14 protein-coding genes and 2 pseudogenes (1 of these 16 running past the window's edge) are annotated in these 24,011 nt (G+C 71.5%); 7 read left to right on the forward strand and 9 right to left on the reverse strand.

All coding sequences use genetic code 11. The features are described from left to right. Together ACWDZ4_RS21620 and ACWDZ4_RS21625 are read right to left on the reverse strand one after the other, a co-directional pair. A protein-coding gene (locus ACWDZ4_RS21620; RefSeq protein WP_451510036.1) for a type I polyketide synthase crosses the window boundary here: on the reverse strand, positions 1–9,885 show its beginning. Its footprint begins 18,570 nt before the window's first position; 9,885 of the gene's 28,455 nt are visible here — the first part of the coding sequence; its start codon is at positions 9,883–9,885; its stop codon lies beyond the left edge, outside the window. A 188-nt stretch (positions 9,886–10,073) separates the two neighbouring features. Next, positions 10,074–11,105 carry a GDP-mannose 4,6-dehydratase gene (locus ACWDZ4_RS21625; RefSeq protein WP_093796799.1) on the reverse strand — a complete coding sequence of 344 codons (1,032 nt, stop codon included), beginning with the start codon at positions 11,103–11,105 and terminating at the stop codon, positions 10,074–10,076. Between the two features lie 275 nt (positions 11,106–11,380). Between ACWDZ4_RS21625 and ACWDZ4_RS21630 the strand changes: the two genes are divergently transcribed. The 4 genes from ACWDZ4_RS21630 to ACWDZ4_RS21645 all read left to right on the forward strand — a co-directional run bounded on the left by ACWDZ4_RS21630 (position 11,381) and on the right by ACWDZ4_RS21645 (position 16,786). After that, on the forward strand, positions 11,381–13,138 hold the full coding sequence (locus ACWDZ4_RS21630) for an ABC transporter ATP-binding protein (protein ID WP_451510037.1): 1,758 nt from the start codon (positions 11,381–11,383) through the stop codon (positions 13,136–13,138). A gap of 159 nt (positions 13,139–13,297) precedes the next feature. Then, positions 13,298–15,163: an ABC transporter ATP-binding protein gene (locus tag ACWDZ4_RS21635; protein ID WP_451510038.1), complete on the forward strand. Its 1,866-nt coding sequence runs from the start codon at positions 13,298–13,300 to the stop codon at positions 15,161–15,163. Then, the gene (locus ACWDZ4_RS21640; RefSeq protein WP_451510039.1) at positions 15,153–16,022 is read left to right on the forward strand and encodes a metallophosphoesterase family protein; all 870 of its coding nucleotides are present in this window, start codon (positions 15,153–15,155) and stop codon (positions 16,020–16,022) included. The genes ACWDZ4_RS21635 and ACWDZ4_RS21640 overlap by 11 nt, the downstream gene beginning before the upstream one ends. Next, positions 16,019–16,786 carry a 4'-phosphopantetheinyl transferase family protein gene (locus tag ACWDZ4_RS21645; protein WP_451510040.1) on the forward strand — a complete coding sequence of 256 codons (768 nt, stop codon included), beginning with the start codon at positions 16,019–16,021 and terminating at the stop codon, positions 16,784–16,786. The genes ACWDZ4_RS21640 and ACWDZ4_RS21645 overlap by 4 nt, the downstream gene beginning before the upstream one ends. Before the next feature lie 113 nt (positions 16,787–16,899). Here ACWDZ4_RS21645 and ACWDZ4_RS21650 read toward each other — a convergent pair. Beyond that, positions 16,900–17,103, reverse strand: a pseudogene (locus ACWDZ4_RS21650) (ATP-binding protein); the annotation flags it as partial. A 193-nt stretch (positions 17,104–17,296) separates the two neighbouring features. Between ACWDZ4_RS21650 and ACWDZ4_RS21655 the strand changes: the two are divergent. Beyond that, a complete protein-coding gene (locus tag ACWDZ4_RS21655; protein WP_451510041.1) occupies positions 17,297–17,521 on the forward strand; it encodes a hypothetical protein in 225 nt (74 codons plus the stop codon). Positions 17,522–17,603: 82 nt separating this feature from the next. Here the strand turns inward: ACWDZ4_RS21655 and ACWDZ4_RS21660 are convergent, their stop codons facing one another. After that, positions 17,604–17,852, reverse strand: coding sequence for a hypothetical protein (locus ACWDZ4_RS21660; protein ID WP_451510042.1), 249 nt, complete (start codon positions 17,850–17,852; stop codon positions 17,604–17,606). A 182-nt stretch (positions 17,853–18,034) separates the two neighbouring features. Between ACWDZ4_RS21660 and ACWDZ4_RS21665 the strand changes: the two genes are divergently transcribed. Next, positions 18,035–18,583, forward strand: coding sequence for a putative immunity protein (locus ACWDZ4_RS21665; protein WP_451510043.1), 549 nt, complete (start codon positions 18,035–18,037; stop codon positions 18,581–18,583). 34 nt (positions 18,584–18,617) lie between these two features. Here the strand turns inward: ACWDZ4_RS21665 and ACWDZ4_RS21670 are convergent, their stop codons facing one another. The 5 genes and pseudogenes from ACWDZ4_RS21670 to ACWDZ4_RS21690 form a co-directional block, all read right to left on the reverse strand. Beyond that, positions 18,618–19,121 (reverse strand): transposase family protein, encoded by a 504-nt coding sequence (locus tag ACWDZ4_RS21670; RefSeq protein ID WP_451510044.1) that lies wholly within the window; start codon positions 19,119–19,121, stop codon positions 18,618–18,620. After that, a pseudogene (locus ACWDZ4_RS21675) lies at positions 19,057–20,173 on the reverse strand (IS110 family transposase). Before ACWDZ4_RS21675 ends, ACWDZ4_RS21670 begins: the two are co-directional and overlap by 65 nt. Before the next feature lie 202 nt (positions 20,174–20,375). Next, positions 20,376–20,612 carry a hypothetical protein gene (locus ACWDZ4_RS21680; protein WP_451510045.1) on the reverse strand — a complete coding sequence of 79 codons (237 nt, stop codon included), beginning with the start codon at positions 20,610–20,612 and terminating at the stop codon, positions 20,376–20,378. Positions 20,613–20,769: 157 nt separating this feature from the next. Next, entirely contained in the window at positions 20,770–21,936 is a 1,167-nt protein-coding gene (locus ACWDZ4_RS21685; protein WP_451510046.1) for an IS630 family transposase, read from the reverse strand. Between the two features lie 194 nt (positions 21,937–22,130). Next, positions 22,131–22,967, reverse strand: coding sequence for an NAD(P)H-binding protein (locus ACWDZ4_RS21690; protein WP_451510047.1), 837 nt, complete (start codon positions 22,965–22,967; stop codon positions 22,131–22,133). Positions 22,968–23,081: 114 nt separating this feature from the next. On the opposite strand from ACWDZ4_RS21690, the gene ACWDZ4_RS21695 reads away from it, so the two are divergent. Then, positions 23,082–23,990: an AraC family transcriptional regulator gene (locus tag ACWDZ4_RS21695; RefSeq protein WP_451510118.1), complete on the forward strand. Its 909-nt coding sequence runs from the start codon at positions 23,082–23,084 to the stop codon at positions 23,988–23,990. Positions 23,991–24,011: the final 21 nt, after the last annotated feature.

Raw genomic sequence — 24,011 nt, forward strand, 5'->3', positions numbered from 1 at the left:
GGCGCCGAGGATCTCGGCCAGGAGGTACTGCGCCAGCTCCAGCGGGGTCGGGTAGTCGAAGACCATGGTGCTGGGCAGGGTGAGGCCGGTGGTGGCGGCCAGGCGCTTGCGCAGTTCGACGGCGGTCAGTGAGTCGAAGCCGATGTCCCGGAAGGCGCGTCCCTCGGGGACGCTGTCCGCGGAGCCGTGGCCGAGGACGACGGCGGCCTCGCTGCGTACGAGGTCGGACAGGAGCCGGGTCTGCTCGGACTCGGAGAGGGCGCGTACCCGTGTGACGAACTCGGAGGTGTCGCCGGTGTCGGCGGCGCCTGCCGCGTCGGCCAGTGCCCGTACCTCCGGCAGGCCGTCGAGCAGCGCGCTGGGGCGGGCCGAGGTGAACACCGGTGCGTAGCGTTCCCAGTCGACGTCGGCGACGGTGACGGTGGTGTCGCCCTGGACGACGGCGCGCCGCAGTTCGGTCATCGCGAGGGCCGACTCCAGGAGGCCGAGTCCCTGGCGCTGCAGGGCGCCGGAGACCGCCTCGTCGGTGGCCATGCCCGCTTCGGCCCAGGGGCCCCAGGCGACGGAGTTGGCGGCCAGTCCGCGGGCGCGCCGGTGCTCGGCGAGGGCGTCGAGGTAGGCGTTGGCGGCGCCGTAGGCGCTCTGGCCGCCGCTGCCCCAGACGCCGGCGATGGAGCCGAAGAGGACGAACAGGTCGAGTTCGCGGTCCCCGAGCAGCTCGTCGAGGTGTGCGGCGCCCGCGAGCTTCGCGGAGGTGAGTTCGGCGAACTCGGCGGGGGTCAGCCCGTCGAGGGGGCCGTACTGGCCGACGCCCGCGGTGTGCACCACGCCGGTCAGGGGCAGTTCGTCCGGGACGGCGGCGAGCACGGCGGCCAGCGCGTCCCGGTCGGCGGCGTCGCAGGCGACGATCTCGACGCGGGCGCCCAGCTCCTCCAGTTCGGCGCGCAGGGCGTCGGCGCCGGGGGCGTCCGGGCCGCGGCGGCTGGTGAGGACGAGGTTCTCGGCGCCGGAGCGGGCCAGCCAGCGGCCGACCTCCGCGCCGAGGCCACCGGTGCCGCCGGTCACCAGCACGGTGCCGCGGGCGGTGAACTCCTCGGCGGCGGGCGGGTTTTCGGCGGCGTGCCGGACGAGACGGCGACCCAGGGCCCCGCCCGCGCGGAGCGCCACCTGGTCCTCGCCGTCGGGGGCGTGCTTGACGGCGAGGACGCCGGCGAGGCGCTGCGCGGTCCGCTCGTCGAGCGTCCCGGGCAGGTCGACGAGCCCGCCCCAGAGCCGCGGGTGCTCCAGGGCCACGGCCCGCCCGAGCCCCCAGGCCGCGGCCTGCGCGGGGTGGGTGAGGGGGTCGGCGGGCCCGGTGGACACGGCGCCGCGGGTGGCCGTCCACAGCCGTCCGTGGGATCCCGTGTCATGGAGTGCCTGGACGAGTGCGAGCGTCAGGGTGAGGCCGCGGCTGAGCGGCGCGTACGCGCCGGAGGGGCGCTCGTCCAGCGGAAGCAGGGAGAGCACGTTGGCCGCGCTGTCGAAGCCTTCGGTGGCTTCGAGCCGGGCGGCGAGCACCTGCCGGTCGGCGCACGCGGCGTCCAGGGCGAGGCGGTGCACCCGCGCGCCGTGCGCGCTCAGGGTGCCCGCCAGCTGCTCGCCGGCGCCCCCGGCGTCCTCGGCGTCACCGGTGACGAGCAGCCAGGTGCCGTCGAGGACCGGGGCGGCGGGCTTGTTGAGCTGCGCCCATTCGACGCGGTAGCGCAGCGCGTCCAGCCGGGACTTCTCCTGCTTGCCGCGCCGCCAGGAGGTCAGCGCGGGCAGCAGGGAGCCGAGGGAATCGTGCTCCTGCTCGCCCAGGCCGAGGATGGCGGCCAGCTCGTCGGCGTCGCCGTGCTCGACGGCGGCCCACAGCTGCTGGTCGGCGGGGTCGGCGCCGTTCGCAGCGGCGGCCGCGGCGGGCAGCTGCGGCCAGTAGAACTCGTGCTGGAAGGCGTAGGTGGGCAGGTCGACGCGGCGGGCGCCGCTGTCGGCGAAGTAGGCCGTCCAATCCACCGTGACGCCCTGGACCTGGAGCCGGGCGAGCGCGGTGGTGACGGCCAGTTCCTCGCCGCGGTCGGCGCGGCAGAGCGGGACGAGTTCGGCGTCGTACGTGTCGCCGAGGGTGTCCTGGGCCATGGCGGACAGCGGGCCGTCGGGGCCCAGTTCCAGGAAGGTGGTCGTGCCGGCGTCGCGCAGGGTGCGGACGCAGTCGGCGAAGCGGACGGTGTCGCGGACGTGGGTGACCCAGTACTCGGCCGAGCACACCTGCTCGTCGGTGGCCAGGGCGCCGGTCAGGTTGGAGACCAGCGGGATGCGCGGTGCGTGGAAGGTGAGTCCTTCGACGACGGTGCGGAACGCGTCGAGCATGGCGGCCATGCGCGGCGAGTGGAAGGCATGGCTCACCCGCAGGCGCTTGGTCTTGCGCCCGAGCTCGTCGAACGCGGCGGTGATCTCCAGGACGGCGTCCTCGTCGCCGGAGACGACGACGGAGTCGGGTCCGTTGACGGCGGCGATCGCCACGGCGTCCTCGCGGCCGGCCAGCAGCGGGGTGACCTCGTCCTCGGTGGCCTGGACGGCGACCATCGCGCCGCCCGTGGGCAGCGCCTGCATCAGCTTGGCGCGGGCGGCGACCAGGGTGCAGGCGTCCGTGAGCGACAGGACGCCGGCGGCGTGGGCCGCCGCGAGCTCGCCGATGGAGTGGCCGGCGACGAAGTCCGGCTTGATGCCCCAGGACCGTACGAGACGGAACAGCGCGACCTCGACGGCGAACAGCGCGGGCTGGGTCCAGCCGGTCGTGTCCAGCAGGGCGGCCTCGTCCGTGCCGTCGGCCGCGAACAGCACCTCGCGCAGGGGGCGGTCGAGCAGCGGGTCGAGGTCGGCGAAGACCGCGTCGAGGGCCTCGGCGAACACCGGGAAGCGCTCGTAGAGTTCGCGCCCCATGGCGGCGCGCTGGCTGCCCTGGCCGGTGAAGAGCATCGCGGTCCGGCCGCGCCGGGTCGCCTCGCCCTCGATCACTCCGGCGTCGGGGCGGTCGGTGGCCAGTGCGGTGAGGGAACGCAGCAGCCCGGCGCGGTCCCCGGCGAGCACGGCGGCCCGCTGATCGAACCGGGTGCGGGTGGTGGCGAGGGAGAACGCCCCGTCCAGCAGGCCGAGTTCGGGATGCGCCTGCACGTAGGAGAGCAGGCGTGACGCCTGGCCGCGCAGGGCGGCGCGGGTCCGGCCCGAGATCAGCCACGGCGTGGTCGCGGGGGCGTGGCTCGGGGTGGTGCGCTCCGGGGCGGTGGTGGCCGGGGCCTGTTCGACGATGGTGTGGACGTTGGTGCCGCTGATGCCGAAGGAGGAGACGCCGGCTCGGCGGGGGCGGCCGGTCTCGGGCCAGGGGGTCGACTCGGTCAGCAGCTCGACCGCGCCCGCCGTCCAGTCCACGTGTGAGGACGGGGCGTCGACGTGCAGGGTCTGCGGCAGCACACCGTGGCGCATCGCCATGATCATCTTGATGACACCCGCCACACCGGCCGCCGCCTGGGTGTGGCCGATGTTCGACTTCACCGAACCCAGCAGCAGCGGCTGCTCCGGGTCACGGTCGCGTCCGTATGTCGCCAGCAGCGCCTGCGCCTCGATCGGGTCGCCCAGCGACGTGCCGGTGCCGTGCGCCTCGACGACGTCGACGTCCTCGGCCGACAGCCCGCCACTGGCCAGCGCCTGACGGATCACGCGCTGCTGCGAGGGACCGTTGGGCGCCGTCAGACCGTTGGAGGCGCCATCCTGGTTGACCGCGCTGCCCCGCACCACGGCCAGGATCTCGTGACCGTTGCGCAGAGCATCGGACTGCCGCTCCAGCACCAGCATGCCCACGCCCTCGGACCAGCCGACACCGTCGGCCGACTCGGAGAACGCCTTGCACCGGCCGTCGGCCGAAAGACCGCGCTGCCGCGCGAAGTCCACGAACACCGACGGGGTCGACATCACCGTCACGCCACCGGCCAGCGCCAGCGAGCACTCGCCACTGCGCAGGGCCTGCATCGCCCAGTGCATCGCCACCAGCGACGACGAACACGCCGTGTCCACCGTCACCGCCGGACCCTCCAGGCCCAGGGTGTACGACACCCGGCCCGACGCCAGACTCGCCGAGCTGCCGCTGCCGCGGAAGCCCTCGAACTCGGGGGCGACCAGCACCGCGCCGTAGTCGCTGTACATCACACCGGCGAACACGCCGGTCGCACTGCCCTTGAGCGTCACCGGGTCCATCCCGGCCCGCTCGATCGCCTCCCACGACGCTTCGAGCAGCAACCGCTGCTGCGAGTCGGTCGCCAGCGCCTCGCGCGGGCTCATCCCGAAGAACTCGGGGTCGAACTCGCCCGCTTCGTGCAGGAATCCGCCCGAGCGCGTGTACGCCGTACCGGCGTGGTCCGGGTCCGGGTGGTAGAGCGACTCGATGTCCCAGCCGCGGTTGGTCGGGAAGCCGGATATGACGTCCGCGCCCTCGGTGACCAGTCGCCACAGGTCCTCGGGCGAGGTCACGCCGCCCGGATAGCGGCAGCTCATCCCCACGACCACGATCGGGTCGTCCGCCTCCGCGGCGCCGCGTCCGGCCGCGGGCAGCGCCACGGCCACCTCGGCGCCGAGCAGTTCTTCGAGGATGTATCCGACCAGGCTCCGCACGGTCGGGTAGTCGAAGACCAGCGTGGCGGGCAGCCGCAGCCCGGTCACGGTGTTGAGCCGGTTGCGGAGCTCGACCGCGGTGAGCGAGTCGAAGCCCAGCTCACGGAAGGCACGCCCGGGGTCGATGTCCTCGGCGCCCGCGTGGCCCAGGACGAGGGCGGTCTGGCCACGCACGAGGTCGAGCAGCAGGTCGAGACGCTCCTCCGTCTCCAGCCGGTTCAGCTTCTGCACGAGGCCACTGGCCGTGCTCGATCCGGCGACCGAGGCACGGCGGGTACGGGTGCGGATCAACGAGCGCAGCAGCGGCGGGACTTCGCCCTGTGCGCGCAATGTCGGGAGGTCCAGCCGCACGGGTACGACGACGGGCTCCGAGGTGGACTGCGCCACGTCGAAGAGCGCCACGCCCTGCTCGGGCGTCAGCGCCCGCACGCCGGAGCGGGCGTGCCGGTCCGCCTCGGTCTCGGCCAGGGTGCCCGTCATGCCGCCGGTGCGGTCCCACGGGCCCCAGGCCAGGGACAGGCCCGGCAGTCCCTCGGCCCTGCGGCGCTCCATCAGCGCGTCCAGGAAGGCGTTTCCTGCCGCGTAGTTGCCCTGACCCGCGCTGCCGATGACGCCGGCGACGGAGGAGAAGACCACGAACGCGGTGAGGGCGTGGTCCTGTGTCAGTTCGTGCAGGTTCCACGCCGCGTCGGCCTTGGGCCGCAGGACCGCGTCCAGCCGCTCCGGCGTCAGCGAGCCCAGCACACCGTCGTCCAGCACACCGGCGGTGTGGATCACGGCGGAGACGGTGTGACGTGCCAGCAGGTCGGCCAGCGCGTCCCGGTCGGCGACGTCGCACGCCTCGACCGAGACCTCCGCGCCCAGCTCCGCCAACTCGCCCACCAGGGCTTCGGCGCCGTCGGCGTCCGCACCCCGGCGGCTCACCAGCAGCAGACGGCGCGCACCGTGCTCCGCGACCAGGTGGCGGGCCATCACCGCGCCGAGACCACCCGTACCACCCGTGATCAGGACACTGCCGTCGCCGTCCCACACCGGGTCGGCGGCGATCTCGCCCAGCGCCCTGCGCACCAGCCGCCCGGCCAGGACGCCGCCGTCGCGCACGATCGTCTGCGGCTCGTCCAGGTCCAGCGCCGGCAACGGCAGGACGACCGGTCCCACCGGATCGAGGTCCACCAGGCCGAAGCAGCCCGGATTCTCCGACTGCGCCGACCGCACCAGGCCCCACACCGCGGCCGCGGCCACGTCGGTGCCACCGACCGCGCCGCGCGTCACGAACACCAGCCGTGACGCGGCGAACCGCTCGTCGGCGAGCCAGGACTGCGCTGATGCCAGGGCTTCGGCCGTCAGTGTGCGGGCGGACCGCGCCGCGTCGGCGCCGGTCCTGCCGTCGAGGGTCACCAGGACGACGGCGGGCACGGGCCCGTCGGCCGCCGCCAGCTCCGTCAGATCCCGGTACGCGGCGGCGGTGAGCGCCCCGTGCCCGACGAGTCCGAACGCGTCGGGGCCGACCAGGGCGACGGACTCGGGAGCGCTCGCCCCCTGCCGTACGGACACCCAGTCCAGGCCGAACAGCGCGTCGCGCGCGGCCGTGGCGGCGGAGTCGAGCTGCTGGGCGGCGACCGCCCGCAGCACCAGCGACTCCACGGAGACCACGGGCGCGCCGGAGGCGTCGGCGACCTGGATCGCGATCGAGTCCTCGCCGGCCGGAGTCAGCCGCACCCGCAGTGCGGTGGCTCCGGTGGCGTGCAGGGACACGCCCTCCCAGGAGAAGGGCAGCCCGCCGCGGCTGTCCGCGCCGAGCCCGACGAAGGACGCGGCGTGCAGCGCGGCGTCCAGCAGTGCGGGGTGCAGTCCGAACGTGTCCGCTCCGGTGTCGCCGCCCTCGGGCAGTGCGACCTCGGCGTAGACGTCGCCGTCGTGCCGCCAGACGGCCCGCAGACCCTGGAAGACCGGGCCGTAGGCGAAGCCCTTCTCGGCCAGCCGGTCGTAGACGCCCTCGACGGACACGGGCCGGGCCCCGGCGGGGGGCCACTGCGCGGCGTCGAATCCGGCGCCGTGCCCGGCGGTCTGCTCGTCGACGGCCAGTACGCCGGTGGCGTGCCGGGTCCAGGCGTTCTCGTCGCTCTCCTCGGGCCGGGAGTAGACGTCGACCGTGCGGCGGCCCGAGTCGTCGGGGTTGCCGATCCACAGCTGGACCTGGATGCCGCCCTGCTCGGGCAGGACCAGCGGCGCGGCCAGGGTCAGTTCCTCGACCCGGTCGCAGCCGACCTCGTCGCCCGCGCGGACGGCGAGTTCGAGGAAGGCGGTGCCGGGGAGCAGCGTGATGCCGCGCACGGCGTGGTCGGCGAGCCACGGGTGGGACTGGAGCGAGAGGCGGCCGGTGAGCAGCACGCCCTCGGAGTCGGCGAGCGAGACGGCGGCGGCGAGCAGCGGGTGGTGCGCGGCGCCGAGTCCGGCCGCGCGCAGGTCGGCCGACTGGCTCTGGGCGCCGCCCTTGGGCCAGTACCTGCGGCGCTGGAAGGCGTAGGTGGGCAGGTCGTGGCGGCGGGCGCCGGTGCCGGCGAAGTACTCCGTCCAGCGGACGGCGGTGCCGCGTACGTACAGCCCGGCCAGCGCGGTGGTGAGGGCGTGGGTCTCGGGGCGGCCGGCGCGAAGGGTGGGGAGCGCGGTGGATCCGTCGGCGTCGGCGGCGTCCAGGCAGTCCTGGGTCATTGCGGACAGGACGCTGTCGGGGCCGAGTTCGAGGAAGGTGGTGACGCCGTGGCCGGTGAGCCAGCCGATGCCGTCGGCGAACCGGACGGCCCGGCGGACGTGGTCCACCCAGTAGTCGGCGGAGGTGACCTGCGCGACGGTGGCGGGCTCGCCGGTGAGGTTGGAGACGAACGGCAGCAGCGGGGCCTGGAGGGACAGCCCCGACACGACCGCGCGGAACTCGTCGAGCATCGGCTCCATGAGCGGTGAGTGGAAGGCGTGCGAGACGGCGAGGCGTTTGGTTCTGCGGCCCTCGGCCTCCAGGCGGGCGGCGATCTCGGCGACCGCGTCCTCCTCGCCCGCGAGGACGAGCGAGCGGGGGCCGTTGACCGCGGCGACGGACACGGTGTCCCGGTGGTCGGCCAGCAGCGGGGCGACCTCGTCCTCGGTGGCCTGTACGGCGATCATCGCGCCGCCCGCCGGCAGTGCCTGCATCAGGCGGCCTCGGGCGGTGACGAGCACGGCCGCGTCGCTCAGGGAGAGCACTCCGGCGACGTGGGCGGCGGCGATCTCACCGATGGAGTGGCCGGTCAGGTAGTCGGGCTTGACGCCCCAGGACTCCACCAGGCGGTACAGCGCGACCTCGACGGCGAACAGCGCGGGCTGCGCGTACTCGGTACGGTTCAGCGCCTCGGCGTCCTCGCCCCAGAGCACCTCGCGCAGGGGGCGGTCCAGCAGCGGGTCCAGGGCGGCGAAGGCGGTGTCCAGCGCGTCGGCGAAGACCGGGAAGGCGGCGTGCAGTTCACGGCCCGCGCCCAGGCGCTGGGAGCCCTGGCCAGTGAAGAGGAACGCCAGCTTCCCCTCGCCCTGGGCGGCGCCGCGCATCTGGTCGGCGGCTTCGCGGTCCTCGGCCAGCGCGGTCAGTCCGGCGAGCGCCGTGTCGCGGTCGGCGGCCATGAGTACGGCGCGGTGCTCGAAACCCGCGCGGGTGGTGGCCAGCGAGTAGGCGACGTCCAGGGTGTTCGCGGCGGGCTCGGACTCCAGCGCGGCCACCAGCGAGGCGGCCTGGGCGCGCAGCGCCTCGCGGGTCCGTCCGGAGACCAGCAGCGGCACCGGGCCCCGGTGCGTGACGGTGTCGTCGTCCTCGCTCACGGGGGCGGGCGGGGCCTGCTCGACGATGGTGTGCGCGTTGGTGCCGCTGATGCCGAACGAGGAGACGCCGGCCCGCCGGGGCGCGCCGGTCTCGGGCCACGGGCGGTTCTCGTCGAGGATGCGGACCGCGCCCTGCGACCAGTCGACGTGCGACGAGGGCTCGTCGGCCAGCAGGGTCCGCGGCAGCACTCCGTGCCGCATGGCCATGACCATCTTGATGACACCGGCGACACCGGCCGCGGCCTGAGTGTGGCTGATGTTGGACTTGACGGAGCCGAGCAGCAGCGGCCGGTCCTCTTCGCGTCCCTGGCCGTAGGTCGCGAGCAGGGCCTGTGCCTCGACCGGGTCACCGAGTGTGGTGCCGGTGCCGTGCGCCTCGACGGCGTCGACCTCGGACGCGGAGAGCCGGGAGTTGACCAGGGCCTGCCGGATGACCTCCTGCTGGGAGGGGCCGTTGGGGGCGGTGAGTCCGTTGGACGCGCCGTCCTGGTTGACGGCGGTGCCGCGTACGACGGCGAGGACCTCGTGGCCGTTGCGCCTGGCGTCGGAGAGCCGTTCGAGCACGAGGACGCCCACGCCCTCGGCCCAGCCGGTGCCGTCGGCGGTGTCGCCGAAGGAGCGGCAGCGTCCGTCGGCGGAGAGGCCGCCCTGGCGGCCCATCTCGATGAAGGTGCCGGGGCTGGACATGACGGTGACGCCGCCGGCCAGTGCGAGGGTGCACTCCCCCGCGCGCAGCGCCTGAGTGGCGAGGTGCACGGCCACCAGGGAGGAGGAGCAGGCGGTGTCGACGGTGACGGCGGGGCCGACCGTGCCGAAGGTGTAGGAGATGCGTCCTGACAGCACGCTGCCGGTGTTGCCGGTGAGCTGGAACCCCTCCGCGCCGTCGGCGGGGCCGACCCGGTAGTCCTGGGCCATCGCGCCCATGAACACACCGGTCTGGCTGCCCTTGACCGAGGTCGGGTCGATGCCCGCGCGCTCGAAGGCCTCCCAGGCCGATTCGAGCGCGACCCGCTGCTGGGGGTCCATGGCGACGGCTTCGCGCGGCGAGATGCCGAAGAAGTCGGCGTCGAAGTCGGGGGCGTCGTGGAGGAAGCCGCCGGACCGGGTACTGGAAGCGGAGAGCGCCTCGGTGTCCCAGCCGCGGTCGGCGGGGAAGTCGGAGATGCCGTTCTCACCGGCTTCGACCAGGCGCCAGAGGTCTTCCGGGCTGCTGACGCCGCCGGGGTAGCGGCACGTCATGCCGATGATGGCGATCGGCTCCTGGGCCGCCGACTCCAGCTGGTTGACGCGCTGCCGCGTCCGCCGGAGGTCCGCAGTAGCAAGCTTGAGGTAGTCCCGGAGCTTCTGTTCGTTGTCCATCTCAACTCAACCCATCTCGACAGCCAGTGGCCGAACATGAATCACGCGGGGGCATCTCGCGCTCGCCGTGCAATACGAAAAAAATTGGAAAGCCACATGGCTTCGCAGCCGTTCAGCGGGAAGCCATGTGGTGAGTGTCGTACGAACCGCGACGGGAATTCCCTAGTCCTTTGCGGTCCTTCGGACGGCTACCAGTTGGAGGCCAGCAGAAGGTCCCCGTATTCATGTTCCCGGGAGACCTGATTCAGGTCGGAATCGACCATCATGCACATCAGCTCGGGGAAGTCGACGGTGGGCTTCCAGCCGAGCTGGGCGCGGGCGTGCCCGCTGTCGGCGCAGAGGACCTCCACCTCGGCCGGGCGCACCAGCGCCGGGTCGATGACGACGTAGTCCTGCCAGTCCAGGCCCACGTGGTCGAAGGCGATGCGCACCGCGTCGCGCACCGAGTGCATGGTGCCGCTGCCGATCACGTAGTCGTCCGGCTCGTCGGGCCGGAGCATGAGGTGCATCGCGCGGACGTAGTCGCCGGCGAAGCCCCAGTCGCGTACCGCGTCGATGTTCCCCAGGTGCAGCTTCTCCTGGAAGCCGAGCTTGATGCGGGCGACGGCCAGGGATATCTTCCGGGTCACGAATTCCGAGCCGCGGCGCGGGGACTCGTGGTTGAAGAGCATGCCGGAGACGGCGTACATCCCGAAGGACTCACGGTAGTTGCGGGTGATGAAGTGCCCGTACGCCTTGGCGGCGCCGTACGGGCTGCGCGGGTGGAACAGCGTCGACTCGCGCTGCGGAGTCTCGGCGGCCTTGCCGAACATCTCCGAGGACGACGCCTGGTAGAAACGGATCTGGCCGCCCGAGGTGGTGCGCGAGCCGTTCAGGCCGCTCACCATCCGGATGGCCTCCAGGACACGCAGCACACCCATGCCGTTGACCTCGGTCACCAGCTCGGCCTGCTGCCACGACATCGGCACGAACGAGATCGCGCCGAGGTTGTAGACCTCGTCGGGCTGCACGGTGTCGACGGCGGAGACCAGGCTGCCCTGGTCCATCAGGTCGCCGTCCACGAACGAGAGCTCGGAGACGAGCCGGCTGACCCTCGACTTGCGCGGGTTGGCCTGGCCTCGGTTCAGCCCCCAGACCTCGTAACCCTCGGCCAGGAGATGCTCGGCCAGATAAGAACCATCCTGGCCGGTAATACCGGTGATCAGTGCACGCTTGGTCATACGAACCCCTTCTCGACCACGAGAGACCGCCCAAACGCACAGCTCGGTCGACAACCCAGCATCGAATACGCTTCATGTCCGGACGATAGACATCGGCACGCTCGCAAGCCGCCGGCCACGGTGTCAAGAAATCCCGGGCTTACTAGGGAATTCCCGAGTCGGGGCCCCGCGCGGAAGGCCGGAAGGGGCAGAACACTAGTAATTTTCGACTCCGCGACGGGGTGCACTGTGTGCGTCGGCGTTCGGGCCGGCTCTGCCAACCGGAGCGTCTTTCCGTGCTGCTGAGACTTCTGCGTACCCATGTGCGCCCGTACCGGCGCGCCGTCGCCCTGCTGATCCTTCTGCAACTGGTCCAGATCCTCGGGACGCTGCTGCTGCCGACGCTGGGCGCGGCTCTGATCGACAACGGCGTAGTCGCCCGCGACAACGGCTACATCGCCCGGCTCGGCGGCCTGATGGTCGCGGTGGCCTTCGTCCAGGTCCTCGCGGCGGTCGGCGCGGTGTCCCTGGCCGCCCGCACCGCGATGGCGATGGGACGCGACGTCCGGTCCGTCGTCTTCCGCCGGGTGCTGGACTTCTCCGCCCGTGAGGTGGGCCGCTTCGGAACGCCGTCGCTGCTGACCCGCACGGTCAACGACGTCCAGCAGGTGCAGACGCTGGCCCAGTCGGGCTTCGGCATCGTGGTGGCCGCGCCCCTGATGTGTCTGGGCAGCGTCGTGCTGGCGCTCCGCCAGGACGTCCCGCTGGCGCTGATCCTGGTGCTGCTGGTGCTGGTCGTCGGCGTGGCGTTCGGTCTGCTCCTGGCCCGTATGGGCGCCCTCTACGCCCGCATGCAGACCGGTCTGGACCGGCTCGGCCGGATGCTGCGCGAGCAGATCACCGGGGTGCGCGTGGTGCGCTCCTTCGTCCGGGACGGCTACGAGCGCGAGCGGTTCGCCCGTACCAGCACGGAGCTGTTCGAGGTCTCGCAGCGGGTCGGCCGCCTCATCGCGTCGATGCTGCCCGTGGTACTGCTCCTCATGAACGCCTTCACGGTCGCGATCCTCTGGGCGGGCGCCCACCGGATCGACGGCGGGGCGATGCGCATCGGCGCGCTCAGCGCGTTCCTGATGTATCTCTCACTGATCCTGATGGCGGTCGTGATGGTCGCGTTCGTGTTCCTCTCGGTGCCCCGCGCGCGGGTGTCCGCCGCGCGCATCCAGGAGGTCGTGGGGACGTCGTCGAGCGTCGTCCGGCCGTCCCTGCCGGTGCCTGCCGCGCCGGACGCGGCGGGCCATGTCGAGCTGCGCGGCACGGAGTTCCGCTACCCGGGCGCCGAGAAGCCGGTGCTCCAGGGGATCGGTCTGAGCGCCGGTCCCGGGGAGAACGTGGCGATCCTCGGCTCCACGGGCAGCGGCAAGACGACACTGCTCAACCTCGTGCTGCGGCTGTTCGACGCCACCGAGGGCTCGGTGCGGGTCAACGGCGTCGACGTCCGGGAGCTGGATCCCGAGGACCTGGGCCGGACCGTGGGCTTCGTCCCGCAGCGCCCGTATCTCTTCTCCGGGACGGTCGCGACCAATCTGCGCTTCGGCGACCCGGACGCCACCGACGACGAGTTGTGGCGGGTCCTGCGGATCGCCCAGGCCGATACGTTCGTCGCGAACATGCCCGACGGGCTCGACACCGAGATCTCCCAGGGCGGCACGAACGTCTCGGGCGGCCAGCGCCAGCGGCTCGCCATCGCGCGCACCCTGCTGCGGCGGCCCGCCGTCTACCTCTTCGACGACTGCTTCTCCGCGCTCGACCACGCCACGGACGCCGCGCTGCGGACCGCCCTGACGCCGGAGACCGCCGGGGCGACCGTGATCACGGTCGCCCAGCGGATCGCCCAGGTCCAGTACGCCGACCGCATCGTGATCCTCGACGCCGGCCGGGTCGTCGGCACGGGCACCCACGACGAACTGCTGCGCGACAACGCCACCTACCGCGAAATCGCCCTCTCCCAGCTCACCGAGGAGGAGACCGTTCATGGTCTCGCCGGACGGCCGTAGGGCCTGCCTGAGAAGTCACCCCCGGCCGGCGGCGCCCGGTGCGCACCCGCGCCACGCCGTCGCCCCGTCCGCGCTCGTCCGGGACACGGCGGACGCCGTCTCCCGCGCGCTCGCGCACCGGGCGCCGCGCACCACGTCCCGCGGGCGAACGGCGGGCCGGTGAAGACACCCCCCGAGAAGCGCGGCACGGGCCGCCGTCTGCTCGGCCTGCTGCGCCCGCACCACCCCCGCATCGCCGTCGCGCTCCTCGTGGGAATCGTCGGGATCGTACTCAACGCGTTCGGTCCGCTCCTGCTCGGCAGGGCCACCGACCTGATCTTCGACTCCCTCCTTGACGGGTCGGACATCGACTTCGGCGCGGTCGGGCGGCTGCTGCTGATCCTGCTCGTGCTGTACGGCGCGGCCTCGCTGTTCATGCTGGCGCAGGGCCGGCTGGTCGCGGCCGTCGTCCAGCGGGTGGTCTTCGACCTGCGGCAGAGGGCCCAGGACAAGCTCGGGCGGCTGCCGCTGCGCTACTTCGACCGCAATCCCGCGGGCGAGGTGCTGAGCCGCACCACCAACGACGTCGACAATCTCCAGCAGACCCTCCAGCAGACCCTGGCCGAGCTGATCACCTCGGTCTTCTCCATCATCACCATGCTCGTCCTGATGCTGGTCGTCTCGCCGTCGCTCGCGCTGGTCATGCTCGCCGGCGTGCCGGTCTCCGGGGTGCTCGCCGCGTGGATCAGCAAGCGCGCCCAACCCCGCTTCACGGACCAGTGGGACGCCAACGGCTCGATGAACGCGCAGGTGGAAGAGGTCTACACGGGCCATTCCCTGATCAAGGGGTTCGGCAGGCGCGAGCAGGCCGAGGAGCGGTTCGACAAGCTCAACGACGTCCTGTTCCGGGCCGGCGCCAAGGCCCAGTTCGCCTCGGGCACCATCGAGCCCGCCATGATGTTCATCGCCAACCTCGGCTACGTGGCCGTGGCCGTGGTGGGCGCCTGGAAAGTGGTCAGCGGCGAGCTGACCCTCGGGGACGTACAGGCGTTCATCCTGTACTCCCGGCAGTTCAGCCAGCCGATCGTGCAGGTCGCCGCGGTGGCCGGCCGTCTCCAGTCCGGGATCGCCTCGGGCGCCCGGGTCTTCACCCTGCTCGACGCCGAGGAGCAGAGCCCCGATCCTTCGCGTCCGGCGCGCGCCCAGGCGGCGGCCGGGCGGGTGGAGTTCGAGAGGGTGTCGTTCCACTACTCCCCCGACAGACCGCTGATCGAGGACCTCTCGCTGACGGTCGAACCCGGCAGCACGGTGGCGATCGTCGGCCCGACCGGGGCCGGCAAGACCACGCTCGGCAATCTCCTGCTGCGCTTCTACGAGGTCGACGGGGGCCGGATCCTGCTCGACGGCACGGACATCGTGACGATGACCCGCGACGGCCTGCGCGCGCAGTTCGGTCTGGTGCTCCAGGACACCTGGCTGTTCGGCGGCTCGATCGCCGAGAACATCGCCTACGGCCGCGCCGGGGCGACGCGTGAGGAGATCGTGGCCGCGGCGAGCGCCACCTGCGCCGACCGTTTCATCCGTACGCTGCCGGACGGCTACGACACCGTGCTGGACGACGAGTCCGCCGGGATGAGCGCGGGCGAGAAACAGCTGATCACCGTGGCCAGGGCCTTCCTCGCGAAGCCCGCGGTGCTGGTGCTCGACGAGGCCACGAGCTCCGTCGACACCCGCACCGAGGTGCTGATCCAGCGCGCGATGAACACCCTGCGTGAGGGCAGGACCAGTTTCGTCATCGCGCACCGCCTCTCCACCATCCGCGACGCGGATGTCATTGTGGTCATGGAATCGGGCAGGATCGTCGAACGCGGCACTCACGACGAGCTGATCCGTGAACAGGGCGCCTACGCCCGCCTGTACGACGCCCGCACCCAGGGCCCCGCCCAGCCCGCCGGGAACGACGGGCAGCCGGTGGCGGGCGCCCTGTCGGCGGGATCGGCGCACCAACCCGACCCTGTGCGAGCGAGCGCGACCGATGAGCGATAAGGACCGTACTGTGCCTGCCGGAAAACTCCTCGCCGTGAGCGATCTCCATGTCGTGTACGACGACAATCGCACGCTGGTCGAGAAACTGCGCCCGGCCTCGGACGACGACTGGCTGATCGTCGCGGGCGACGTCGCCGAGAAGTACGCCGACGTCGAGTGGGCGATGCGGCTGCTCAGCGGCCGGTTCTCCCGGGTGATCTGGGCTCCGGGCAACCACGAGCTGTGGACCCACCCGCAGGACCCGTGCGAGCTGCGCGGCGAGGAGCGCTATCTGCGGCTGGTCCGGCTCTGCCGGGAACTGGGCATATCCACCCCCGAGGACCCCTACCCCGTATGGAGGGGCGACGGCGGGCCGGTGGTGGTCGCGCCGCTGTTCGTCCTCTACGACTACTCGTTCCTGGCTCCCGGAGCCACGACGAAGGAGGAGTCGCTGCGGCTCGCCCACGAGTCGGGCGTGGTCTGCTCCGACGAGTACTTCCTGCACCCCGACCCCTACCCCAGCAGGGACGCCTGGTGCCGGTCCCGGGTCGAGGAGACCGAGCGCCGGCTGTCGGCCGTCGATCCGTCGCTGCCCACGGTCCTTGCCAGTCACTATCCGCTGGTCCGCGACCCCACCCGCGTACTGCACTACCCGCAGTTCGCACAGTGGTGCGGCACGGAGCTGACCGCCGACTGGCATGTGCGCTTCCGCGCCGCCGCCGTCGTCTACGGCCACCTCCACATCCCCCGGGTCACCCGCCACGACGGGGTGCGCTTCGAAGAGGTGTCGGTCGGTTATCCGCGTGAGTGGCGGGCGCGCCCGCCACGGACACCGCTGCGCCAGATCCTGCCGGAACCGGCCGGACATGCCGCCCGGTGATCGGCTCGGTGCTGCCCGCCGAAGTGGCGGCCGAGGTGGCGTACGACGACGCGTGTGCACCGGACGACAAGCTGTTCCCGCAGGAGATGGCGCTGATCGAGCGCTCGGTGCCCAAGCGGCAGCAGGAGTTCACGACCGTACGGTTCCTGGCCAGGCGTGCGCTGCGCAGCCTGGGGCAGCAGCCCGTGCCGCTGCTGCCCAACCGGCGCGGGGCGCCCCAGTGGCCGCAGGGCATCGTGGGCAGCATGACGCACTGCGACGGCTACCGCGCGGCGGTCGTGGCGCGGTCCGACACGACCGCCGCGCTCGGCATCGACGCGGAGCCGGACGCTCCGCTGCCCGACGGCGTGCTCGACACCATCGCGCTGCCGCACGAGATCGCCCTGATCGCCTCGCTGACCGCCCGGCACCCCGGCATCAGCTGGGACCGGCTCGTCTTCAGCGCCAAGGAGAGCGTCTTCAAGGTGTGGTACCCGCTCACCGGACGCGAACTCGACTTCTCCGAGGCGCAGATCGACATCAGCCCGGTCGAGCGGACTTTCCGGGCGCGGCTTCTGGTGCCGGGACCGCTCGTGGCGGGCGCCCGCGTCGGTGAATTCCACGGCCGGTGGACCGCCGGGCGCGGCCTGGTGGCAACGGCCATCCATCTGACCCACGCCGCACCGCAGACCCGCGTCACGGCGGCCCGCACGGACGGGCGTGACGAGGGGACGGCCGCCACCGCGCTCCAGGCCCCGCCGGACCGGAGCGGTGACAGGGTGTAGTCACGCGCGGGCAGCGTCCGGAAATCCCCCGGCCACGAGCTTCGCAGGATTCACTCCGCCGCCTCGCTTCATGAGTCGATCTCTGGGAACCCAGCTCATGGATGTCTCGGTGGGATCCGCGCGGTGACCACGGCTCCGCCGTCCGTGTGCATCAGCGCGTTGGTCATCAGCTCGTCGGCGGCCAGCTCGATCTCGTCCGCACGTTCCTGGGCACCCCAGGCCCCCACCGCCGCGCGGATCATGTGCCGCGCCGAGCTCAGCGCCTCCGGATCACTCTGCGCGCCATGCTGCTGCAGACGCCCACCGCCCTGCGGCGCGTCCACGCCCGTCGGCACCACGATCTACGAGACCAGCGTCACCGCCAGCGCTTTCGCCCCGTACGCACGCTTCACCCCGGTGCTGCGGCCCGAGCCGGCGCACGCCGCCTGACCAGGGGCGCCGGACTACGGCGCCCCCCTCTCAAGGAAGCATCACATCACCCACCACACCGTTACCGTCCAGGTGAAGGCCGTGCGGGTGACCCTGCACGACGTTCAGCTCACCCTCCAGGTGCCCGGGAGCCGCGTGCCGAGCCGCACCACGATCGAGCGACACATCCGGGACCTCGATCCGTCCATTCTCGACAACGCATGCACCTCGGACACCGTCGACTACTCCCGGTTTGCCGAGCTGCTTGAGGTCCTGGACGTCCAGGTCGCCGAGGAAGGCGGAGGGGAGGCAGAGCGTGCCGCGTGACGCGATCGGCGTGTTCGGCCGGGTGCTCCGGGTGCGTGACTCGGCGGATACGGACGAAGAAGTACGCCCTCTTCTGCCCGGACTACGATTTCGCACCCGCCTTGCCGACTTCCTGTGCTTCCTCGTTCCTCTGGCCATCGAGGAGCAGGGCCGTCGATCCCGTGAGCAGATCGACGGCATGCGCGAAGAACTGCTCGACATGATCGCGGAGCACGGAGACGATCTGCAGTTCGGCGGCACCCACCAGAAATCGGCTCGGGTAGCACTGAGCCTCCGCCAACTTGAAGTCGCAGGTCGAAGGGCTGGTGTGACAGTCCTCCGGGGTGCTCACGCTGGTCGGGGGCGACAGCCTGCGGAGTAGGTCATCTGGCAGAGCGGTCGGCTCACCGGTTCCAGTTTGCTGTGGCCGGGTGGCCTTCCATGATCTGGTCTGCGCGGGAGCCAGTCGGCATGGGCCGGCCCGGAGCCGCCCCAGCCACCTGGCTGTCCAGCGCAATGGTCGACGATGGAGTCATGACAGGGGAAGTGAGCGAGATCGCTCTGAGTAAGCAAGATCTTCGTGAGGTCACCGCGTTCGCTGCAGCGTGCGCGGAAGTGGTGCTCGAGGTATTCGAGGGCGATCAGCCAGACGACTTGCGGCCTCGAGATGCTATCGGCGCCGCGTGGGAGTTCGCTCGAGGTGGTGAGCGAGGGAAGGCTCTGCGCGACGGAGCGTGGGCGGCACTCAAGGCAACCAAGAGCGCGGACACTGAGGCTGCGCGCGAGGCGGCTCGGGCAGCGATGTCTGCGGCAGGCGCCGCCTACCTGCATCCGCTGGCCAAGGCCACCCAGGTCAAGCACATTCTCGGAGCCGGCGCTCATGCGGCCAGAGCGGTCGAACTCGTCGCCGACGACGATCGGAGCGTTGGTGCCGAACACCTTGAGCAGACGCTGCATCGTGCGACGGCGGTCGTCGTTGAGGTGCTCAAACGCTTCCCGAGGGCGCCGGGTGGCGGCGGACGGGTTGGTGAGTTGATCCGCATGCTGGACGCTGACCTTCGTTCACTCACCCTCGCTGAGTGACTTTGCACGTTCAAACGGTGCGGCCCCACCTCCGTCAGCGATTGGCTTCGAGGTTCGTCAGGACAAGCAGGGCGCGCAGGAGCTGGGTGGCGTGAGCGGGGTCGGTGCGGAGCTTGGTGAGGATCCGCCAGTTCTTCAGGTGGGCGAAGCCGTGCTCGACTGGCGCGCGTCCGATGGCGAGGACTCGGTTGACACTCTTCTGACCGGTGGTCAGCTTGTGGGTGCGGCTGGCATGGAAGCCCGTGACGACCACGGGGTCGCGGACGTCGTTGTCCAGACCGCGGAAGCCGAGGTCGGCCAGGGCCCCGAGGCCGGTGGCACGCAGGTGGACCAGGATGTGGTGGTGGCGGGCGGCGGTGTTGTCGTGGGTGCGGCCGGGCCGGGCGGCGGATATCCAGATCAGGCGGCCTCTCTCGTCGGTCAGGGCGAGGAAGTGCAGGCCGTGACTGTGGTGTTTGATGCGCCTATGTTCGTCAAGTCGCGGTCTTGAGGGTTGATGGCTCGCCAGGCAGCTCGCGGCGCGTGCCCATGTCGGCACGTATCAGCGCGTAGACCTCGCGGGCCGCGTAGCGTTTCAGGCAGCGCATAATCTCGCGCCTGCCTCGCCCCTCAGCGGTGCGTCGCTCCAGATAGACACGGGTGCGTTCGTCCTGGCGCATGCGGGTGACGACGATGCGATGCAGCGCGGCGTTGGCCTGCCGGTCCCCGCCCCTGTTGAGCCGACGGCGCCGGGACTTGCCAGAGGACTTTCTCGACAGGGCTTGCGCCGCACAGCGCGGCGAAGGAGGCCTCGCTGCTCAGTCGCTCAGGGTTGTCGCCAGCGGTGATCAGCAAGGCCGCGGCGCTGTCCGGTCCGATACCGCACCTCTCCAGCAAGGTGGGCGCACTGGCCTGGACTGCCGCGGTCATTCGCCGCCCCAGCTCAGTGACTTCCTGCCGAAGCCGCAAAATGCGCTGTGCGAGCAGCCGGAGCGTGAAGACTGCCGTGCCGGCGGCCGGGTTGCCGTCGCAGGGGTCAGCGAGCTCCGCGCATTGGCGGACCAGTACCGCAGTCGACAGCGGTTCCAGTGTCTCGCGGAGGGCGAATGGAGCGTTGACCAGCACAGCCTTGAGCTGGTTGAGTGCCTGGGTGCGGGCCTTGACTGCGGAGTTCTTCGCCAACCGGAGCATGCGGAGCACCTCCACCTGCCCGTCGCCGCTCTTCGGCAGCGCCCGCGCGGTACCCGACAGTGCGGCCCGGGCGGCAGACTCAGCGTCGACGGCATCGGTCTCGCCGCGGCGACGCCGGGCGGATCGATCGGGCTGGTTGACCTCCACCACCGGCAGCCGCTGCGTCGCAAGGTAGCGGGCCAAGCCAGCGCCGTAGGAGCCGGTGCACTCCGCCCCGGCCTGGAGCACGGTCCCGAACTGGCTCGCCCAGTCGAGTAGGCAACGGTAGCCGGCCGCGGTGGCCGGGAACTCCTCGGTGCCCAGCAGTACGCCCAAGTGATCAAGGGCGGCAGCGACATGCACGTCCTTATGCGTGTCGACGCCGAGCACCACCGAGCGCGGCGCGTCGACGGCTTGGACGGTGCGGAAGGCAGCGGGCATGCTGAGGGTAGTCACGGTGCTCCTGTTCGACGACGCGATACCAATGGCCAGCGCCGGTCGGTGGAGCGGTCAGGACTGTGACGGTGCCTTCCAGGCCAAGGCCCCTATCGGGACACGCTCCGCCGGCCCGATGCCGGTAGGCGTCGCTCCGGCCGGGCCGACAGATCAAACACAAGGCACAAGCAGCCAGCCAGAGTACGAGTCAGGCCACGGCCGAAGCGACACGACCATCATCACAGCCGGAGTAGTTCCGCCGGTCGGCCTTCCCGGTGCGGCGCTGGGTGGGGATGAGGGTGCCGTCGATCAGGACGACTTCCCCTCCCTGCCTGGCGACCTTCTTCAGCGCGCGGTCCAGGCGCGGAGCACCGTACACCGCGCCGCGCGCATCGGGTGCGCGCCACTCCCAGGCGGTGCGCCACACCGTCCGCACCGGGTGCATCCGGTGCGCGCACCACCTCGCCGGTCGCCCTTCCGCAGGAGGGCGGGCTCCTTTATCACAAACTCCCTTGTCCGCGGTCTGATCGGCGGCTGCGGCGAACGTGTCAAGACATCTCAGGGAGCTAAGTGGTCTGTGTCGTAAGTCCTTCGGGGGTTGATCAGCCGGCCGGTGCGGCGGAGGATTCTTCGTGTCGGTCGGCAATGTGCTGGTCGAGTCTGGCCAGCAGATCGTCCAGGTCGGAGGTGGTGAACCTCCACTGGAACGGCTGTGCCGTGGCGTTGTAGCGGTCTTCGAAGGCTCGGAGCCGGTCCGCGACCTCTGCGAGGTCGGTGAAATCGTTGGGCGAGACGACCTTGCGCTGCACGACGGAGAAGAAGATCTCCACCTGGTTCAGCCAGGAGGCGTGCACTGGGGTGTGGACCATCACCGCGTTCGGGTGGGCAGCGGTCAGCCGGTCGGCGGCCTTCTTGCCGCGGTGGGAGGAGCCGTTGTCCACGACCCAGAACACGCGTTTCGCGCGGGCGTAGGGCTCGATGCCCATGACCTTGGCGGCCAGGTTCATGAACGGGTCGATGCCGGTGCGCGGCTCACAGCGCCCGAAGACCCTCGCCTGATGGACGTCGTAGGCCGCCAGGTAGGCCAGGGCCCCGCCGCGGCCGTAGGTGTGGTTCACGCGCATCGCGCGGGCCTGGCCGGGGGCGAGGGTGGGATGGCAGCGGCAGCGGGCCTGGATGGAGGTTTTCTCGTCCGCGCTGATCACGTACTCGTCCGTGCCGAGCGGGGTGCCGTCGAAGGTGCGGGCGTAAAGGTCGAGCACGCGCTTGGCCCTGGGCCGGAAGGCGGGGTCAGTGATGAAGATCCAGGACTGGAACTGCCAGGGCTTGAGCGCGTCCTGGCTGAGCCAGCGCCGCACGGTGGAGACGGAGATCGTCTCCGCGATCGCGCGGGCGACGACCTCGCGGGCCAGCTCCGGGCCCGACCAGCGGGACAGCGGCGTGCCGCTCCGGGCGGGTAACTGACACGCCAGAGCCTTGACCTGGGCATTTTGCAGTGGAGTGAAGGAAGCGGGGCGCCCCGGGCGCTTGCGGTCGGACAGGCCGGGCAGTCGCTGGTCAGCGAACCGGCCGCGCCACGTGCGGACGGTGTCCAGGTGCAGCCCCGTTTCTCGGACGATACGCGCGTTGGGACGGCCCCGGGCCGCGTGCAGGACGACCTGCGCGCGCACCCCCAGCCGGTGCTCTGTCTTGTGGCCGTAGGCCATCTTCTTCAACCGCTCACGCTCGGAGGCGGTCAGGAAGATCGGGCGTGCGAAAGCGAGAGGCAACGCGGGAGAGCCGTTCACGAGAAGTGGACCGCCCGTCCCGCTCAACTGGGCAGCGGGCAGCCGTCGTTAAGGAGGACTGCTGGTGCGGTGCCTGCCTGAACGTGGGCGGCATCGCCCAAGGCGCTGTAGTTGCTGCGCAACCCCGAGTACGCGCGCCCGTTCACCGATGAGGTGAAACCTTCAGGCAGGACACGTCAGTTGTTCCAGGCTCCTTCTCCAGCGGCGGTGCGGGCGTAGTCGGCGAAGTCGCGGGGCCGACGGCCAAGCACCTTCTCCACGTCATCGGTGACCGTGCCCAGAGCGCCGGAGCGCACGTGCGCGTACAGATCGACGGTCAACTGCACCCACTCCTCGGGCACGCCGTGGGCGCGCTGTTCGGCGGCATATGCCTCGGGTGTCAACGGCACGTAGCGAATGTCGCGGCCGGTGGTGCGGGCGATGTCCGCGACCGCGTCGGCGAAGGACATCAGCCGCGGGCCGCTCAGCTCGTACACCTGTCCGGCATGTCCGGCACCGGTCAGGGAGGCGACGGCGACGGCGGCGATGTCCTCAGCGTCGACGAACGCCTCTTGGCCGTCCCCGGTCGGCAGCCGCACCTCGCCGCTGAGCACGGGATCGCGCAGGAAGTCCTCGCTGAAGTTCTGGAAGAACCAGCGCAGCCGCAGCACGGTCCACTCCAGGCCGGCCTCGCCCAGTGCCCGCTCGGCCGCCAGCACGCTCTCGTGACCGGGGCCGCCGGTATCGGGGAAGGAGACCAACACCGCGCGCCGCACCCCGGCCCTCGTGGCCTGCCAAGTGAAGGCGGCGATGTTCTCGGCCGCCTGCGGGCTGCCGAGATCCGGGGCGACCAGGTACATCCCCGTCGCGTCCCGCAGCGCCGGCTCCCAGGTGGCGGGCTCCGCCCAGTCGAAGCGCACCTCACCGGACCGTGACGCCGCCCGCACCCGCACATCCTTCTCCCGCAGCTGCCGCAGCACGCGGCGACCGGTCTTGCCGGTGGCGCCGGTCACCAGAATCGTCTCGTTGTTCATGCCCTCCAGCGAACCAGCCGCCGTCATCGGCGGACATGGCGAGCGCGCTCGCGTCCATACGCATTCGTCTACGCTGACCAGCATGGCCCCCATACTCCGACCGGCGCGGACCCGCTGACAGAGCTGCTGAACGGGGTACGGACCGTCGGGGCGGTCTTCAACCAATCAACGCTCTCCGGCGCCTGGGCAGTGCGCTTCGAGGACGGCTCGCCGCTTGCACTGGCCGTGTCGCTTCGGGGTCCCCTCTGGGTGGTCCCCCAGGACGATGAGCCGGTGCTTCTCGACCCGATGGACGTGGCGGTACTCAGCGGCGGCACCCCGTACGTGATCGCGGACGGCCCGGACACCGAGCCGGGTGTGGTGATCGGTCCCGGTGGCCGCTGCACAACCGTGGACGGACAGGACACACACGCCACCCAGGGTGCCGGCAGCACGGTGCTGCTGAACGGCTTGTACACGGTGGACCGCGGTGTGCCCGGGCAGCTGCTGGCGGCGCTGCCCGCGCTCGCCGTCGTCCGGGCGGGGCAAGGGCCGTGCCCGGTCAGCCCAGAAGCGTTCGAGGACGTCACCCGCCCCGAGCCAGGCCGACAGGTCATGCTCGACCGGATGCTGGACCTGATGCTCATCACCGCCCTGCGCTCCTGGTTCACCCGCCCCGGCGCCCAGGTCCCCGCCTGGTACCGCGCACACGGCGACCCCCTCGTCGGATCGGCGCTTCGGCTGCTGACCGCCGACCCCGCCCACCCGTGGACAGTCGAGGCCCTGGCGGCCAGGACAGGTGTCTCACGCGCGGCGCTGGCCCGGCGCTTCACCGCCCTGGTCGGCCAGCCCCCGATGACCTACCTGCGCGAGCACCGGCTCGCCCTCGCCGCCGACCTGCTGCGCGAGCCCGGCGCGACAGTCGGCGCCGTGGCCGGCAAGGTCGGCTTCTCCAGCGCCTTCGCTCTCAGCGCCACGTTCAAGAAGGTGCGCGGGATCAGCCCGAGCGAACACCGAACCAGCGAGACATGGGCCAAGGACTGACAGCGAGTACGTCGACGACCA

This window comes from Streptomyces sp. NPDC003016 (assembly GCF_053591455.1).

Excerpts from the sequence above, each read along its gene's own strand:
- ACWDZ4_RS21640 (WP_451510039.1), top strand. The coding sequence starts at position 15,153 with ATGAGCGATAAGGACCGTACTGTGCCTGCCGGAAAACTCCTCGCCGTG.
- ACWDZ4_RS21680 (WP_451510045.1), bottom strand. The coding sequence starts at position 20,612 with ATGCACCCGGTGCGGACGGTGTGGCGCACCGCCTGGGAGTGGCGCGCA.
- ACWDZ4_RS21665 (WP_451510043.1), top strand. The coding sequence starts at position 18,035 with ATGACAGGGGAAGTGAGCGAGATCGCTCTGAGTAAGCAAGATCTTCGT.
- ACWDZ4_RS21690 (WP_451510047.1), bottom strand. The coding sequence starts at position 22,967 with ATGAACAACGAGACGATTCTGGTGACCGGCGCCACCGGCAAGACCGGT.
- ACWDZ4_RS21625 (WP_093796799.1), bottom strand. The coding sequence starts at position 11,105 with ATGACCAAGCGTGCACTGATCACCGGTATTACCGGCCAGGATGGTTCT.